General features: G+C 65.1%; 15 protein-coding genes and 1 tRNA gene. 7 read left to right on the top strand and 9 right to left on the bottom strand.

All coding sequences use genetic code 11. The features are described from left to right. Positions 1 to 96: 96 nt before the first annotated feature. A tRNA-Glu gene (locus tag ACTTAI_RS04615) sits at positions 97 to 171 on the top strand. Positions 172 to 238: 67 nt separating this feature from the next. Here ACTTAI_RS04615 and ACTTAI_RS04610 read toward each other — a convergent pair. Beyond that, positions 239 to 358, bottom strand: coding sequence for a CBS domain-containing protein (locus ACTTAI_RS04610; protein ID WP_444454634.1), 120 nt, complete (start codon positions 356 to 358; stop codon positions 239 to 241). Between the two features lie 77 nt (positions 359 to 435). Here ACTTAI_RS04610 and ACTTAI_RS04605 point away from each other — a divergent pair, with 77 nt between their 5' ends. Beyond that, positions 436 to 798, top strand: a complete 363-nt coding sequence (locus ACTTAI_RS04605; RefSeq protein ID WP_444454633.1) for a hypothetical protein — start codon at positions 436 to 438, stop codon at positions 796 to 798. Between the two features lie 111 nt (positions 799 to 909). Here the strand turns inward: ACTTAI_RS04605 and ACTTAI_RS04600 are convergent, their stop codons facing one another. Beyond that, entirely contained in the window at positions 910 to 1,263 is a 354-nt protein-coding gene (locus ACTTAI_RS04600) for a hypothetical protein (protein ID WP_444454632.1), read from the bottom strand. Between the two features lie 158 nt (positions 1,264 to 1,421). On the opposite strand from ACTTAI_RS04600, the gene efeU reads away from it, so the two are divergent. The 5 genes from efeU (at position 1,422) to ACTTAI_RS04575 (ending at position 7,761) form a co-directional block, all read left to right on the top strand. After that, positions 1,422 to 2,252, top strand: a complete 831-nt coding sequence (efeU, locus tag ACTTAI_RS04595) for an iron uptake transporter permease EfeU (protein ID WP_444454631.1) — start codon at positions 1,422 to 1,424, stop codon at positions 2,250 to 2,252. A 4-nt stretch (positions 2,253 to 2,256) separates the two neighbouring features. Next, positions 2,257 to 3,393: a cupredoxin domain-containing protein gene (locus ACTTAI_RS04590; RefSeq protein ID WP_444454630.1), complete on the top strand. Its 1,137-nt coding sequence runs from the start codon at positions 2,257 to 2,259 to the stop codon at positions 3,391 to 3,393. A 1-nt stretch (position 3,394) separates the two neighbouring features. After that, positions 3,395 to 4,693 carry an iron uptake transporter deferrochelatase/peroxidase subunit gene (gene efeB / locus ACTTAI_RS04585; RefSeq protein WP_444454629.1) on the top strand — a complete coding sequence of 433 codons (1,299 nt, stop codon included), beginning with the start codon at positions 3,395 to 3,397 and terminating at the stop codon, positions 4,691 to 4,693. A gap of 15 nt (positions 4,694 to 4,708) precedes the next feature. Next, a complete protein-coding gene (gene efeO / locus ACTTAI_RS04580; protein WP_444454628.1) occupies positions 4,709 to 5,512 on the top strand; it encodes an iron uptake system protein EfeO in 804 nt (267 codons plus the stop codon). Positions 5,513 to 5,658: 146 nt separating this feature from the next. Beyond that, a complete protein-coding gene (locus ACTTAI_RS04575; protein ID WP_444454627.1) occupies positions 5,659 to 7,761 on the top strand; it encodes a sensor histidine kinase in 2,103 nt (700 codons plus the stop codon). Between the two features lie 16 nt (positions 7,762 to 7,777). Here ACTTAI_RS04575 and moaA read toward each other — a convergent pair whose 3' ends face one another. From moaA to napA, 7 genes are read right to left on the bottom strand one after another with little or no spacing between them, the layout of a single operon-like run. Continuing rightward, complete coding sequence (gene moaA / locus ACTTAI_RS04570) at positions 7,778 to 8,782, bottom strand: GTP 3',8-cyclase MoaA (protein ID WP_444454626.1); 1,005 nt, start codon at positions 8,780 to 8,782, stop codon at positions 7,778 to 7,780. Further along, positions 8,763 to 9,281, bottom strand: a complete 519-nt coding sequence (locus ACTTAI_RS04565) for a DUF2478 domain-containing protein (protein WP_444454625.1) — start codon at positions 9,279 to 9,281, stop codon at positions 8,763 to 8,765. The genes moaA and ACTTAI_RS04565 overlap by 20 nt, the downstream gene beginning before the upstream one ends. Positions 9,282 to 9,290: 9 nt before the next feature. Then, positions 9,291 to 9,992 carry a NapC/NirT family cytochrome c gene (locus tag ACTTAI_RS04560; protein WP_444454624.1) on the bottom strand — a complete coding sequence of 234 codons (702 nt, stop codon included), beginning with the start codon at positions 9,990 to 9,992 and terminating at the stop codon, positions 9,291 to 9,293. Positions 9,993 to 10,012: 20 nt separating this feature from the next. Next, positions 10,013 to 10,471 carry a nitrate reductase cytochrome c-type subunit gene (locus ACTTAI_RS04555; protein ID WP_444454623.1) on the bottom strand — a complete coding sequence of 153 codons (459 nt, stop codon included), beginning with the start codon at positions 10,469 to 10,471 and terminating at the stop codon, positions 10,013 to 10,015. Continuing rightward, positions 10,468 to 11,343 (bottom strand): quinol dehydrogenase ferredoxin subunit NapH, encoded by an 876-nt coding sequence (gene napH, locus ACTTAI_RS04550; RefSeq protein ID WP_444454622.1) that lies wholly within the window; start codon positions 11,341 to 11,343, stop codon positions 10,468 to 10,470. The genes ACTTAI_RS04555 and napH overlap by 4 nt, the downstream gene beginning before the upstream one ends. After that, positions 11,340 to 12,179, bottom strand: coding sequence for a ferredoxin-type protein NapG (napG, locus tag ACTTAI_RS04545; RefSeq protein WP_444454621.1), 840 nt, complete (start codon positions 12,177 to 12,179; stop codon positions 11,340 to 11,342). Before napG ends, napH begins: the two co-directional genes overlap by 4 nt. Positions 12,180 to 12,209: 30 nt before the next feature. Beyond that, the gene (gene napA / locus ACTTAI_RS04540) at positions 12,210 to 14,693 is read right to left on the bottom strand and encodes a nitrate reductase catalytic subunit NapA (RefSeq protein ID WP_444454620.1); all 2,484 of its coding nucleotides are present in this window, start codon (positions 14,691 to 14,693) and stop codon (positions 12,210 to 12,212) included. Positions 14,694 to 14,705: the final 12 nt, after the last annotated feature.

Here is a 14,705-nt window from a genome sequence, read left to right as displayed (position 1 = left end):
AAGTTTGGAAAAACTGCAAAAACCCTCTTGCGAGTCACCTGCGCCTGGCCTAAACACCCCTCACGCCGCGCAGCACAGCTGACAAAGCGAAAAGGTGGTCCGTTCGTCTATCGGTTAGGACACCAGGTTTTCAACCTGGGAAGAGGGGTTCGACTCCCCTACGGACTGCCAAAACTCCCCACAAGATGTGATGAGAGCGCCGCTCCAAGCGGCTTTTGGCGTTTCTCACGCCGCCCCCTTAACTGTCACGCGCCGCGCGTCGGGCCAGAGCCGCGATCAGATCGGTGCGGGTGACGATGCCAGTGATCTCCTGCCCCTGCAGCACCGGAACCGCATCGACCCGGCCATCGGCCATCATCGGCAACACATCGGAACTTGCTTTGCATCGCCGCACTGCCCATATCGACACTGCGCGCCACCAAGAAAGGACCGTTGATGGACCCGATTGAACTTTACGCCGATTTCTACTCGCCCCGCTGGGGTCATACCGACAGATATACTTTTGTGCTTTCGATGGACCGCATGGACGTAAGCCACATGGCAAGGAAATGTGCTGTCATTTGGCATGAGAATTCCGATCCAACTTGGCAGGGCGAACCCCTCATGGGGACTTTCGCCAACGATTCGATCTATCCGCCTGCGATCATGCTCAACTTGCTAGTTCGGCTTTGGACTGAATGGCGAGACGGAAGGTTCACCGCCGAAGAAGCCCAATCCGAATTGGATGAACTTACGGAATATGTGAACGCTTCGACGGCAGCCAAGCCAAAATCAGACTTCTGGCGCGGCACCTTCTGAACGAAAAAGACCCCGGCACAACGCGGCCCTATGCGCTGCGCCGGGGCCTGTCGCCGGGTCGTCACTCCGGCTAGCGGACAGGGCGAAAGGAACTAAGCCCCTGTCCGATCCTCATTCCGCCAAGCTGTCGGTGTTCACGCGGGTTGCCATTCCTGCCGCGATTTTCAGGTCATAGAAGCTGCCCGGCAGTTCGGCGGCGACGCTGGCAAGCTTGGCATCCAGCCCGTCCACGTCCCGCGCCACCTTGACCCGCATCGAAGCTTCGGGCGCATAGGCGGCGGCGGCATCAACCCGCAGGCTGGCGAAGGGCGGCAGCAGCCAGGAGACCTGCCGCAGATCCTGCGGCGCCAGCAGCGGAACGAGGCTCAGCCCCGCCAGCGCGGCCAGAACGCCAAGACCGGCCCGCAAGGCCTCGCGCAGACCGGCACGCGGCACCGCCAGCCCCAGTGATCGCAGGATGCGCATTGGCCCCTCCCGTTTGCGCCAACATTCCCTGTCGGGGGACGGGGATCAAGCCCCCCAACGGACTGTGATCGGGGCAAAGCTGCGCGCTGCAAAAGATATATCTTGACTATTTTAATACACCTGAATATCCGACAAAATAAATAAGGATATGACATGCCATGCTTGCCCCGCTTCTGATCATGTTGCGCGAAGGGCTTGAAGCCGCCCTCGTCGTCGTCATCATTGCCGCCTATCTGCGCCGTACCGGCCGTGGCGCCTGGATCGGGGCGATCTGGGTCGGCGTGCTCTTCGCCATCGCACTGTCGCTTTTCGTGGGGGCGGCGTTGCAATTCCTGCAGGCGGGTTTCCCGCAAAAGGCCCAGGAAGGGTTCGAGGCCGCCGTCGCCCTGATCGCGGTCGGCGTGCTGGTCTGGATGGTGTTCTGGATGCGCGCCGCCGCGCGCTCGATCCGGGCGACGCTCGAACGGGGCATCGACGCCGCCTTTGACACCAGCCCGGGTCAGGGAACGGTCTGGGCGCTGATCGCCATGTCCTTTTTTGCCGTCGCCCGCGAGGGGCTCGAATCGGTCTTTTTCCTGCTGGCGATCTTCCAGCAAAGCCCTGGCCCGGCGGCGCCACTCTCTGCTTTGGCGGGCATCGCGATCTCGGTCGTGCTGGGCTTCGGGATCTATTCCGGCGGCATGCGGCTGGATCTGCGCCGGTTCTTCCGCGTCTCGGGGCTGTTCATCCTGTTCGTCGCGGCCGGGCTTCTGTCAGGCGCGTTGCGCAGCCTGCATGAGGCCGGGCTCTGGAACGCCTTGCAGACCCCCGCCTGGGATCTGAGCGCGGTTCTGCCCAATGCCTCGATCCTTGGCACCGTGCTCTCGGCGCTGCTCGGTTATCACGACAGCCCGACCGTGGGCGAGGTCGGCCTCTGGGCCGCCTTCCTAGCCGTGACCCTGCCGCTCTTCCTGCGTCCTGCCCCTGCTCATCTTCCGCAAAAGGCCTGATCTGATGACCCCCTCTGCACAAGCGCCGTCCGGGCGCCTCATTCCGCTGCTTCTGGGTATGGGCGGCCTTCTGGTGCTGGGCGGTAGCGCGCTGTTCTGGCTCGCTTCGGCGCAGAACCAGCCGCAGACCGAGGACGCCATTGAAGTGACCGTCACCGCCACCGCCTGCGAGCCGATGGCGCTCGACGTGCCCGCCGGTCCGGCCCGGTTCCTGATCCGCAATGCCTCCGACCGGCCGGTGGAATGGGAAATCCTGAACGGCGTCATGGTGGTGGCCGAGCGCGAAAACATCGCCCCCGGCTTTTCCTCGGTGCTGAGCGAGCGGCTGAAACCGGGCGTCTATGACATCACCTGCGGGCTGTTGTCGAACCCGCGCGGCAAGCTGACTGTCCATGCCACGGCCCAAAGTGCCGCGGAGACCGCCGCGCCGCCGCTGCGCGATCTGATCGGGCCGCTTTCCGAACGCAAGGTGCAGCTTATGAAGGCGGCCGGGAAATTCGCCCGTGCGAGCCAGGCGTTGCAAAAGGCGATCGACGCGGGCGATCTGGCGGCGGCCCGAACCGCCTGGACCCATGCGGCGGCAGACTGGGCCAGCCTTGGCACCGTGGCCCCGCAGGCCGCCGATCTGCAGAACCGCATCGCGCCACAGGCCGCCTGGCTGGCCGGGCGCGAACAAGACCCGGCCTTCACCGGCCTGCACCGGATCGAATACGGGCTCTTTGCCCAGTCCTCGCTGGCGGATCTTGCCCCGGTCGCCGCCGCGCTGACCACGGATGCGACGGCGTTCCAAAACCGCATCAAGAGCGTCGATGGCACGCCCGCGGGCATCGCGGCCGATGCCGCCCGCTATGCCCGCAGCCTGGCCGATGCGACGGCCGCCGACACCCTGACCCCGTATTCGGACGACGACCATCAGCTGCTGAGCGCAGCGTTGAACACGCTTGATCGCGCCCATGCCGTGCTCGCCCCGCTGCTGAGCGCAGCCGATCCGGCACAGGCGGACAAGGTCACCGCCCGCCTCGACACGGCCCATGCCGCGCTCAGTGCCGTTCCGCTGGATCGCAAAGCCGCGGCCGAAGCCCTGAATGCCACGGCCGACGCCCTTGCCGAGATCAATGCCAAGCTTGGATTGGACCCCTGAAATGACCCATTCTCCTTCTCGACGTGCCGTGCTGGGTGGTCTTGGCCTCGGCCTTGCCGCCTGCCCCTTCAGCATTGGACAGGCGCGCGCCGACACCGCGCCGCAGGCCTCGGCGCTGACCGCCGCGCCGCAGGCAGGCGCGACCTCTGCAAGCGACCGCATCTCGCCGCATGGTCGCTTTCAGGCGGGCATCGTCACACCCCGCCCCGCCTGGGGTCTGGTTGCCGCCTTCGACGTGATCGTGGACACCCCCGCCGATCTGGAGCGGCTGTTTCGCCGCCTGACCGAGCGGATCGCCTTCCTGACGAGCGGCGGCAAGGTGCCCGAGCTTGACCCCGCCCTGCCGCCTGCCGACAGCGGGATCCTTGGCCCCGAGCTGCGCCCCGATGCGCTGACAGTGACTGTGGCAATTGGGGCTTCGCTCTTTGACGCGCATCCCTGGCTGGCCGCGCAGCGCCCGGCGCAACTCACCCGGATGACCGGCTTTCCGAACGATGCGCTCAACCCCGATCTGTGCCATGGCGACATCGCGATCCAGATCTGTGCGAACACGCAGGAAACGATCATCCATGCGCTGCGCGATCTGATCAAGAACCTGCCCGATCAGCTGGTGCTGCGCTGGAAGCAGGAAGGCAACGTGCCGGTGATTCCGCCGCAAGCCCCCGGCGTGGTCGAAAGTGCGCGCAATTTCCTTGGCTTCCGCGATGGCTCGGCGAACCCCGACAGCGCCGATGCGGCGCTGATGGACCGCGTGCTCTGGGTGCATGACACGACTGAACCCGGTTGGGCGAAGGATGGCAGCTACATGGCGGTGCGGCTCATCCGCAATTTCGTCGAACGCTGGGACCGCACGCCGCTTGCGGAACAGGAACGCATCTTCGGGCGCACCCGGATCACCGGCGCCCCCCTCGACAAGCGCCACGGCACCGAGGCCGACGTGCCCGATTACGCCGCCGATGCCGAGGGCGCGGCCACGCCGCTCGACAGCCATATCCGGCTTGCCAACCCGCGCGATGCGGGCGAGCGGCATCTGATGCTGCGCCGTCCCTTCAACTATTCGAACGGGGTGACGAAATCGGGCCAGCTCGATCAGGGGCTCCTGTTCATCGCCTGGCAGGCCAGCCTGAACGACGGCTTCATCGCCGCGCAGACGCGGCTGAACGGCGAACCCCTTGAAGAATATATCAAACCCGTGGGCGGAGGCTATTTCTTCGCCCTTCCGGGCTTTGGCCCCGGACCCGAAGATTACCTCGGCCGTCAGCTGATCGACGCCATCGGCCACGCCCCGCAGAAGACCTGAGAAAGGACGACCCCGATGAAGATGCTGTCCCTTGCCGCCACGCTGGCGGTGCTGGCCTCCCCCCTTGCCGCCGCCGATGCGACGCTCGACCTTGTGGCGCCGATTGCCGATTACAAGCTTTACGTGTCGGAAAACACCGAGCAGCTTGTGACCGACACCACCGCCTTTGTCGCCGCGGTGAAAGCGGGCGAGATCGACAAGGCCAAGGCGCTGTTCGCGCCGACCCGGCTGTCCTATGAAAAGATCGAACCGGTGGCCGAGCTTTTCGCCGATCTTGACGCGCCGATCGACGCCCGCGCCGATGATTACGAAAAGGCCGAGGCCGATCCGGGCTTTACCGGCTTTCACCGGCTCGAATATGCGCTTTGGGTCGAGGGCAAGACCGATCACGTCACCGCCGTCGCCGACAAGCTGCAGGCCGATGTGACGGAACTGGCCAAGCGCATCGACGGGCTGACCTTCCCGCCCGCGGTGGTGGTGGGCGGCGCCTCGGTGCTGATGGACGAGGTCGCGGCGACGAAGATCTCGGGCGAGGAAGACCGCTATTCCCGCACCGACCTGTGGGATTTTCAGGGCAATTTCGACGGCGCGAAGAAAATCGTCGATCTGTTCGGCCCGATGGTCGAGGACCGCGCTTTCGTCGCCTCGGTCGAGGGCAATTTCGCCAAGGTCTACGAAACGTTGGACAAATACCGCGAGGGCGACGGCTTCGTGAGCTACGAGAAACTGACCGACGAGGACCGCAAGCGGCTCTCGGCGCTGGTCAACACGCTGGCCGAAGACCTCTCCACCCTGCGCGCCCGGCTTGGCCTGAGCTGAGGCCACACGGTGCAGATGCGCCCTCCGCCCCGTGCGGGGGGCGTTTACCGTCCGGGGAGCTTCATTCCGACGCAGGGCAAGCCTGTTCAGGGATTTCGAAACAGACCGGACTATAACAGGGCGACTCCACCAAGCGAGACGCCCTGATGGTCAAGACAGCAACGGCACAAGCAGGCAGGAAACGCCCCGGCGACAACCCCGTGCCGCTCAAGGCCTGGCTTTGGCGGTCTTATGTCAAGGCTGCGCTGATCCCGCTTTTGCTGATCGAATTCGGTTTCGTCGCGATTTACTGGGGCACAAGTCAGGTGGTCTATGACCGCTCTGCCGCCGCGATCACCCGGATTTCGACCGACGGCGTCCGCGACGCCGCTGAGCGCGAGGCGAATATCATCGCGCATCGGCTGAACGCCATCTCGGCGATGACCCGGATCTATGCCGAAGAGGCCGACCGCGCCCTGCAGACCCCGGCCCTTGTCTCCGAGGCCGAGCAGGAAAATCTTGGGCTCAGCCCCGGGGGCGCGTTTCACACGCTGCGCGATACGGGCGGTTCGGCCGTCTTCTATTCCGGCATCGTCCCGGTGGGCGCGGCGGAAACGGAAAAGGTCTGGCGCACGGCCCGGCTTGATCCGCTGATGCGCGCGATCAAGGACAGCGACCCCTTGATCGCGCAGCTTTATCTGAACACCTGGGACAGCCTGAACCGCATCTATCCGTGGTTCGATGTGCTCAAGATCTATCCGCCGAAGATGGATATCCCGAGCTACAATTTCTATTATGAAGCCGATGCCGCCCATGATCCGGACCGCAAGCCGGTCTGGACCGATGCCTATGTCGATCCGGCAGGCAGCGGCTGGATGGTCTCCTCGATCGCGCCGGTCTATGGCCCCGACCGGCTTGAAGGCGTTGTCGGCATCGATGTCACCATCGGCACCATCGTGAAACGCGTGCTCGACATCCACATTCCGGGTGACGGTTATGCCGTGCTCATCGGCCGCGACGGCACTATTCTGGCCCTACCCCCGAAAGGCGAGGCCGATCTGGGGTTGAGCGAACTCGTGGGGCACAGCTATGCCGAGGCGATCCTCAAGGACACGTTCAAACCCGCGGAATTCAACATCTTTCAGAAGCCGATCCTGACCGGGCTGGCCGGGGCAATGCAGTCCGCGCCCGAGGGGGTGCGACGGATCAACCTTGGACGGCCGATGATCGCCTCCTGGGCGCAAGTGGCGGGGCCGGACTGGTCGCTGCTGGTTCTGGCCAGCGAAGACAGCGTTCTGGCCGCCTCCAGCGATCTGCGCAGCCAGCTGGCCTTTGTCTCCAAGGGGATGGTCGGCATCCTTCTGGTCTTTTACGCCGGGTTCTTCGCCTTCCTGTGGCGCCGCGCCGCGACGATGAGCGACCGGGTGGCGCAGCCCTTGGGCGAGCTCGAAAATCGGATGGCGGTGATTTCGGATGGCGGCACCCTGCCCCCCGCCCCGCCCTATGCGATCGAGGAATTGCAGAAGGTGGGCGAGCATCTGGTGCGGATGGGCGACAAGATCGACGCGGCGAACCGAACCAAGGCCAATTTCCTTGCCGCGATGAGCCATGAGTTGCGCACCCCCCTGAATGCGATCATCGGTTACGCCGATCTGCTTGAGGGATCAGAGGGGATGCGGCTTGACGGCGAGCGTCTGGCGCAGGTGCGCAGGATTGCGACGGCGGGCTGGGATCTGGTGCGGCTGGTCGATGTCGTGCTCGATCTGAGCCGGATCGAACAGCAGGATCTGCGGCTTGCGGCCGAACCGCTGGACCTTCCGGCCCTGCTTGCCGAGGCGCTGGAGGGGCATCGCCCCGAAGCGGCCAAACGCGCGATTACCCTCGATCTGCCGCCGCCCGCGCAGCCGCTGCCGGACCTGCTGGGGGACGCCAAGATCTTGCGGCGGATCTTTGACGAGCTGATCTCGAATGCGGTGAAATACAACCTGCCCGGCGGCACGGTGACGGTGCGGATCGATCCCGAGGATGACGGCTGCGTGCCGGTGCGGATCATCGATACCGGCGTCGGCATCGGGGCTGAGCATCGCGACGGCGTGTTCAAAGCCTTCCACCGTCTGGGTCATGAAAACAGCACGATCAGCGGCGCGGGGATCGGCCTTGCGATCGCGAAGCGCTTTGCCGAGGTGTCGGGCTGCGGGCTTGAATTCGACAGCGTCGAGGGTCAGGGCTGCACCTTCATCCTGCGCATCCCCTGTCGGCCCTGCGCCTGAGCCGGGCTGCCCGCGCTCAGCCTCCGGTGTGGTTCATGCCGCGCGCCATTTGCCCGGCGACGGCGCAGGGGCCGTAACCGAAGGCATGGCCCGCAGGTTTGCGTGCAATCGCGGCGCGGATTTCGCGCGCAAGCGCTTCGCCCTCGACGCCCGCCCGCAGGACCGGGCGCAGGTCGGTGGAGCCTTCCTGACCAAGGCAGGTGTAAAGCTCGCCCTTGCAGGTCAGGCGCACGCGGTTGCAGCTGTTGCAGAAATTGTGGCTGAGCGGCGAGATGAAGCCGATCCGCTGCCCGGTTTGAGCCACCGTCACATAGCGCGCGGGGCCACCGGTATTCAGCCCCGTGTCGATCAGCCGGAACCGGGTTTCGAGATGCGCGCAGACATCATCGAGCGGCCAGAACTGATCGAGCCGCGTGCCTGCCGGAATATCCCCCATCGGCATCAGCTCGATGAAGGTCAGATCGCAGCCCTGCGCCGCCGCCCAGTCGGTCAGCGCGAAAATCTCGTCGTCATTGACGCCCTTCAGCGCCATCGCGTTCAGCTTCACCCGCAACCCGGCCGCCTGCGCGGCGGCGATGCCGTCGAACACCTGACTAATCCGGCCGAACCGGGTCAGGCGGGTGTATTTCTCCGCCTGCAAGGTATCGAGCGAGACATTCACCCGCTTCACCCCGCACTCGGCCAGCGCCTGCGCGTGACGGGCAAGCTGGGTGCCGTTCGTCGTCAGGGTGAGTTCATCGAGCCGCCCGGCGCGCAGATGCGCCCCCATCGCGGCGAAGAAACCCAGGATGTTGCGGCGCACCAGCGGTTCCCCGCCCGTCACGCGCAGCTTGCGCACCCCAAGCGAGACGAAGGCCGAGCACAGCCGGTCGAGTTCCTCAAGGCTCAGCACCTGATTGCGCGGCAGGAAGGTCACGTCTTCCTTCATGCAATAGGAACAGCGCAGATCGCAGCGGTCGGTGACCGAGACCCGCAGATAGCGCACATCGCGGCCGAAGCCGTCACAAAGCGGCGAGCCCATCGTCCTTGCTTTCCTCGAGCCAGCCCAGCAGCGCCTCGGGCGATGCGTCGAGCCGCTGCGCGAACCCCGCCCCGAACTCTGCGAAAGCGGCCGCATTCAACCCGTTCAGCCCCACCACGACCGGCACACCCTGCGCCAAAGCCTCGCCGATCAGCGCGCGAAACCCGCGCCCCTCGGCCTCATGCTTGCCGAACTTGTTCACGATCAGCAGATCGGCCCCCGCGGCCAGCGCGGTCTCGGTCCGCGCCACGGCCTCTTCGAGCGCGGCGGGATCGAGCCTGCAGCCGTGCGAGCCCGTGCCGAGATCTTGCGAGATCCGCAGCACCGGACCGCCCGGCAGCACCGTCACATCCATGTCGCACCGCCCGGTGCGCGGATTGTCGGTGTTCACCTGCACCGTGCCGATCACCCGCAGGCCGCGCGCCGTCGCAGTTTCGGCGAGGCCCGCCAGAAGCCGATTCGTCGCGCCGCCTTCGGCCTGCAGATATGCCAGTCGCATCTTGTCCCCTCAGTTCGTCGTCTTCAGATAGCCGTCGAGCGCGGCCGCATCGACCGGCTTCGGCGCCTGGATCGCCCCCTCGGCCTGCAACCGCTCGACCACGCCGCGATAGGCGGTCAGGTAATCGTCGGGCAGATCATGCGCGATCCCCTGATGGCAGTCGATGCAGGTCATGCCCTTGTCGAGCGCTTTCTGATGGTTCTCGGCGGCGCGGTTTTCCTGCAGCGTGAAGTCCATGTAAACAAGGCTGTGGCAGTTGCGGCAGGCTTGGCTGTCATTGCGCTTCATCCGCTCCCATTCGTGTTTCGCCAACTCGATGCGGCGGTCGACGAACTTGTCACGGGTCCAGATCGAGCCCGAGACGAAATGGCCGTAAAGCTCTTTCGAGGCCTGGATCTTGCGGATCATCTTCGGCCCCCATTCCTTCGGCACGTGACAATCCGGGCAGGTCGCCCGCACGCCCGAGGCGTTGTTCTGGTGCACCGAGCCCTGATATTCCGCGTAAACATTCTCGCGCATTTCGTGGCACGAGGTGCAGAAGGTCTCGGTGTTGGTCATTTCAAGCGCGGCGTGAAAGCCGCCCCAGAACAGGATACCGGTGGCGAAGCCAAGGATCAGCAGCACGCCCAGCGAGACGGCGGCGGGCGGACTCCAGAGCACGGTCCAGAAGCGGCGGATCAGGCCGGGGCGCGGCGTGTTGGTGTCGGACATGATGTGCTCCCTTGCCCCGGTTACTCTTCCGAGCCCTTGAAGATGTTGTCGACCAACGCGGGCGCATCGACCTGCGGCACGTGGCACTGGTTGCAGAACCAGCGCCGCGGCGCGACGGTATCGGTCTGCACGCCGTCGCGGCTGGTGTAATGCGTCATCGACAGCGTCGGCGCGCGGCGGTCGGCGGCATTCTTCCAGTCGTGGCAGGCGAGGCATTCATTCGCATGCAGGTCGATCTGATATTTCTCGATCGTATGCGGAATGATCGGCGGCTGGGCGCGGTAGTTGCGGTTCTTGCGGCCTTCTTCCTGATGATAGACCGGGTTCACGGTCACTTGCGTCTCGGGATCGACACCGCGGATGGAGGTGACGGTGGCGGTCTCGGGGGCCGTGGTGGGGGCGGATTGCGCGGCGGCAAACCCCGCGAGGCTGGCCGTTGCAGCCGCAAGGAGGGCGCTGATCAGAATGGCTTTTTTCATGGCTGGGGCTCCGTGAGGCTTGATTTCGGGGCGACGCGGCCCGGTGCGGGCGTGGCGTCGAAACGATGGGTGAAGCGGAAGACGTCCAAGTCGCAGACGTCGATGCAGCGGCCGCAATTGGTGCAGTCGCGCGAGAGGATCAGGGGGCTGCTGCCGGTCGCGCCGCGCAGCGCGGGGGTCAGCACCTGCGGCTCGGGGCAGACGGCGAAGCAATCCATGCAATCGTCGCAGGCGGCGCGGGCGCGGGCGGAAACGCGCAGCACGGGCTTGCGGCCGATCTGGCCATAGAAGGCGCCGACCGGGCACAGATGCCCGCACCAGCCGTGCCGCGAGACGAAAAGATCGAACAGGAAGACGGCGAGGACAAAGGTCCAGCCAAAGCCGATCCCGAACACGAGGCCACGGTGCAGCAGACTGATCGGATTGACGAATTCCCATGCGACGGTGCCGGTTGCGGCCGAGACGGCCAGCACGGTGACCATCAGCCAGAGTCGCGTCGTGCGCGCAGGCTGCCAGCCTTTCGGCAGGTTCAGCCGCCGGTGAGCCCAATGCGCGGCATCGGTCACCGGGTTGATCGGGCAGACCCAGGAACAATAGACCCGCCCGCCGATCAGCGCATAGGTGACGGTGACGATCGCCGCACCGATCAGCGCGGGGACGGCGGGGATATGGCCTGCGACCAGCGATTGCAGGATCACGAAGGGATCGGAGAGCGGCAGCACATCGAGCGTCCGCGATCCGGCCAGATTGCCCTTGGCGATCCAGAGGCCGAACCACGGCCCCGAGAGGAACAGCATCAGAAAGCCAAGCTGCGACAGGCGCCGGGCGATGAGCCACTTTCGCGCGGCCAACCGGCCTTTCGGGGCGCTCATGGTTTGCCCCCCGGAAGCTTGAAGGCGGGGGCGAAATCCCCCGCGCCTTCGGGGGCAAAGCCGCCCGGCGTGGCCAGATTGTCGGTGCCGGGGCCGGGCAGGCGGTCGGGCAGATCGACGATGCCTTCGACCACCGGGCCGCCCTTTTGCTCCATTTCCTCCCAGCCCAGCCGATAGTGGTCAGATGCCACCCCGCGGGCCAGATCCAGCGGCAGGACCTTGATCGTCGCCTCGGGCAGGACGCAGCTTTTCTCGCATTTGCCGCAGCCGGTGCAGAACTCGGCATGCACCACGGGCAGGAAGATCGCATGATGGCCCGAGCGCGGATTGTGCCGCATTTCCAAGGTGATCGCCTGATCGATCACGGGGCAGACGCGGTAGCAGACATCGCAGCGCAGCCCGAGCGCATTCAGGCAATGTTCCTCGTCGACCAGAACGGCCACGCCCATTTTCGCCTTGCCGATATCGGTCAGGTCCGGGTCCAGCGCCCCGGTCGGGCAGGCGGCGACGCAGGGAATGTCCTCGCACATCTCGCAGGGGATATCGCGGGCGGTAAAGAACGGCGTGCCGGTCGCCACATCCTCGCCCGGCACGGCAAGGCTCAGCGTGTCATAGGGGCAGTCGCGCACGCAAAGCCCGCAGCGACTGCACGCGGCCAGAAAATCCGCATCACTCAGCGCCCCGGGCGGGCGCAAGGCCGTTGCGGGCAGCGCCCCCGCACGGGTGACGAAGCTCGCCAAAAGCGTGCCCGCCACCGCGCAGCCCGCCGCCATCCGGGCCGTTTCCGTCAGGAAACGGCGCCGGTCAAGCGACGAGGCAAAGCCGGGGGCGGGCATGGGTTTCTCCTTATCTCACAAGGGATTGGATCAGACGCGCTCGACCTTGACGGCGCATTTCTTGTAGTCGGTCTCCTTCGAGATCGGGCAGGTCGCATCCAAAGTCAGTTGGTTGATCAGCTGCCCCTCGTCGAACCAGGGCACGAAGACGAGCCCCTTCGGCGGCTTGTTGCGGCCGCGCGTCTCGATCCGGCTGACGATGGAGCCGCGCCGCGAGGAGATTTTCACCTCCTGCCCGCGTTTCAGCCCCCGCGCCATCGCATCATCGGGGTTCATGAACACCACCGCCGCCGGGAAGGCCTTGTGCAGTTCCGGCACGCGGCGCGTCATCGAGCCCGAATGCCAGTGTTCCAGCACCCGCCCCGTCGAGAGCCAGAGGTCAAACTCGGCATCCGGGCTTTCGGGCGGCGCCTCGTAGGGGGCAAAGATGATCTTCGCCTTGCCGTCCTTGTTGCCGTAGAACTTCACGCCCTCGCCCGCCTTCACATAGGGGTCGTAGCCCTCGCGGAAGCGGTAGAGCGTTTCCTTGCCATCGACGACCGGCCAGCGCAGGCCCCGCGCCTGATGGTAGCTGTCGAAGGGCGCAAGGTCATGACCGTGGCCGCGCCCGAAGCTTGCGTATTCCTCGAACAGGCCCTTTTGCAGGTAAAAGCCGAAGTGGTTCGACTCGACGTTCTCGAAGCCCTTGTAGGTTTCGGACAGCGGGAACTTGTTCACGACGCCATTGGCATAAAGCACGTCATAAAGCGTCTTGCCGCGCAGCTCCGGTTTCTGGGCGATCAGCTCTTCGGGCCAAACCTCCTCGACCTTGAAGCGCTTGGAAAACTCGACCAACTGCCACAGATCCGACTTCGCCTCGCCTGGCGCCACCACCTGCTGGCGCCAGAATTGCGTGCGCCGCTCGGCGTTGCCATAGGCACCCTCTTTTTCCACCCACATCGCGGTGGGCAGGATCAGGTCGGCGGCCATCGCGGTGATCGTCGGATAGGGGTCCGAGACGACGATGAAGTTTTCCGGGTTGCGATAGCCGGGCCAAGTTTCCTCGTTCATGTTGGCGGCGGCTTGCATGTTGTTGGTGCATTGCACCCAATAGGCGTTGATCTTGCCGTCCTTCAGCAGCCGGTTCTGCAGCACCGCATGGGCGCCGATCTTTTCGTTGATCGTGCCGGCGGGCAGGCCCCAGAGCTCCTCGGCATGTTTGCGGTGATCTTCGTTGTTCACCACCATGTCGGCGGGCAGACGATGCGCAAAGGTGCCGACCTCGCGCGCGGTGCCGCAGGCCGAGGGCTGACCGGTCAGCGAGAAGGGCGAGTTCCCCGGTTCCGAGATTTTGCCGACCAGCAGGTGGATGTTGTAGCACAGCGAATTCGCCCACGAGCCGCGGGTGTGCTGGTTGAAGCCCATCGTCCACAGGCTCATCACCTTGCGGGTCGGATCAGCATATTGCTCGGCCAGCTTGATCAGGCTGTCGGCAGGCACGCCCGACAGTTCCGAGACATAGTCCACGGTATAGGGTGCGACCGAGGCCTTGTAGGTCTCGAAATCGATCGGATCCATCTTGCCGGTGGTCTTCGGGTCGACGCCTTCTTCCAGCGCATGGGTCGGGCGCAGGCCGTAACCGATGTCGGTCTGGGTCTTCGAGAACACCGTATGGGCGTTGACGAACTCCCAGTTCACCCGGTTCGTGGTGATGATGTGGTTCGCGATGAAGTTCAGGATCGCAAGGTCGGTCTGCGGTTTGAACACCATCCCGTTGTCGGCGAGTTCGAAACTGCGGTGCTCATAGGTCGAGAGCACATGCACCTCGGCCCCCGGTTTCGTCAGCCGCGTGTCGGTCAGACGCGACCACAGGATCGGGTGCATCTCGGCCATGTTCGAGCCCCAAAGCACGAACGTATCGGCCTGTTCGAAATCGTCATAGCAGCCCATCGGCTCGTCGATGCCGAAGGTGCGCATGAAGCCCGCCACGGCCGAGGCCATGCAATGGCGCGCATTCGGGTCAAGGTTGTTCGAGCGGAACCCGGCCTTCATCAGCTTGACCGCCGCGTAGCCCTCCCAGACCGTCCATTGGCCCGAGCCGAACATGCCGATGCCATCCGGCCCCTTGGCTTTCAGCGTCGCCTTCCATTTCTCGGCCATGATATCGAAGGCTTCATCCCAGCTGATGGGGGTGAATTCGCCTTCCTTGTCGTAGACGCCATTGGTCTTGCGCAGCATCGGTTGCGTCAAGCGGTCCTTGCCATACATGATCTTGGAGAGGAAATAGCCCTTGATGCAGTTCAGGCCCCGGTTCACCGCGGCTTCCGGGTCGCCCTGCGTGGCGACGACGCGGCCATCCTTGGTGCCCACCAGCACCGAGCAGCCGGTGCCGCAAAAGCGGCAGGCGGCCTTGTCCCAGCGAATGTCCGCATCGCCCGTCTGGGCAAGGGCGGGCAACGGAATGCCCGCGGCGGCGGCGGTTGCGGCGGCGGCGGTGGCCTTGAGCAGGCTGCGGCGAGAGGGGGTCAGCGTCATGGCGGGTCTCCG

It is taken from the genome of Rhodobacter capsulatus (genome assembly GCF_052363175.1).
In the GTDB taxonomy this organism is placed as follows: domain Bacteria; phylum Pseudomonadota; class Alphaproteobacteria; order Rhodobacterales; family Rhodobacteraceae; genus Rhodobacter; species Rhodobacter capsulatus_D.
The sequence above is the reverse complement of the archived record's forward strand: the minus strand, read 5'-3'. Positions and strand labels throughout refer to the sequence as shown.

What these genes read in the sequence shown, in the direction of transcription:
- napH (WP_444454622.1), bottom strand. Translation starts at nt 11,343, where the DNA reads ATGAGCGCCCCGAAAGGCCGGTTGGCCGCGCGAAAGTGGCTCATCGCC.
- ACTTAI_RS04600 (WP_444454632.1), bottom strand. Translation starts at nt 1,263, where the DNA reads ATGCGCATCCTGCGATCACTGGGGCTGGCGGTGCCGCGTGCCGGTCTG.
- efeB (WP_444454629.1), top strand. Translation starts at nt 3,395, where the DNA reads ATGACCCATTCTCCTTCTCGACGTGCCGTGCTGGGTGGTCTTGGCCTC.
- ACTTAI_RS04605 (WP_444454633.1), top strand. Translation starts at nt 436, where the DNA reads ATGGACCCGATTGAACTTTACGCCGATTTCTACTCGCCCCGCTGGGGT.
- ACTTAI_RS04590 (WP_444454630.1), top strand. Translation starts at nt 2,257, where the DNA reads ATGACCCCCTCTGCACAAGCGCCGTCCGGGCGCCTCATTCCGCTGCTT.
- napA (WP_444454620.1), bottom strand. Translation starts at nt 14,693, where the DNA reads ATGACGCTGACCCCCTCTCGCCGCAGCCTGCTCAAGGCCACCGCCGCC.
- ACTTAI_RS04555 (WP_444454623.1), bottom strand. Translation starts at nt 10,471, where the DNA reads ATGAAAAAAGCCATTCTGATCAGCGCCCTCCTTGCGGCTGCAACGGCC.
- efeO (WP_444454628.1), top strand. Translation starts at nt 4,709, where the DNA reads ATGAAGATGCTGTCCCTTGCCGCCACGCTGGCGGTGCTGGCCTCCCCC.
- napG (WP_444454621.1), bottom strand. Translation starts at nt 12,179, where the DNA reads ATGCCCGCCCCCGGCTTTGCCTCGTCGCTTGACCGGCGCCGTTTCCTG.
- ACTTAI_RS04565 (WP_444454625.1), bottom strand. Translation starts at nt 9,281, where the DNA reads ATGCGACTGGCATATCTGCAGGCCGAAGGCGGCGCGACGAATCGGCTT.
- ACTTAI_RS04610 (WP_444454634.1), bottom strand. Translation starts at nt 358, where the DNA reads ATGATGGCCGATGGCCGGGTCGATGCGGTTCCGGTGCTGCAGGGGCAG.
- ACTTAI_RS04575 (WP_444454627.1), top strand. Translation starts at nt 5,659, where the DNA reads ATGGTCAAGACAGCAACGGCACAAGCAGGCAGGAAACGCCCCGGCGAC.
- efeU (WP_444454631.1), top strand. Translation starts at nt 1,422, where the DNA reads ATGCTTGCCCCGCTTCTGATCATGTTGCGCGAAGGGCTTGAAGCCGCC.
- ACTTAI_RS04560 (WP_444454624.1), bottom strand. Translation starts at nt 9,992, where the DNA reads ATGTCCGACACCAACACGCCGCGCCCCGGCCTGATCCGCCGCTTCTGG.
- moaA (WP_444454626.1), bottom strand. Translation starts at nt 8,782, where the DNA reads ATGGGCTCGCCGCTTTGTGACGGCTTCGGCCGCGATGTGCGCTATCTG.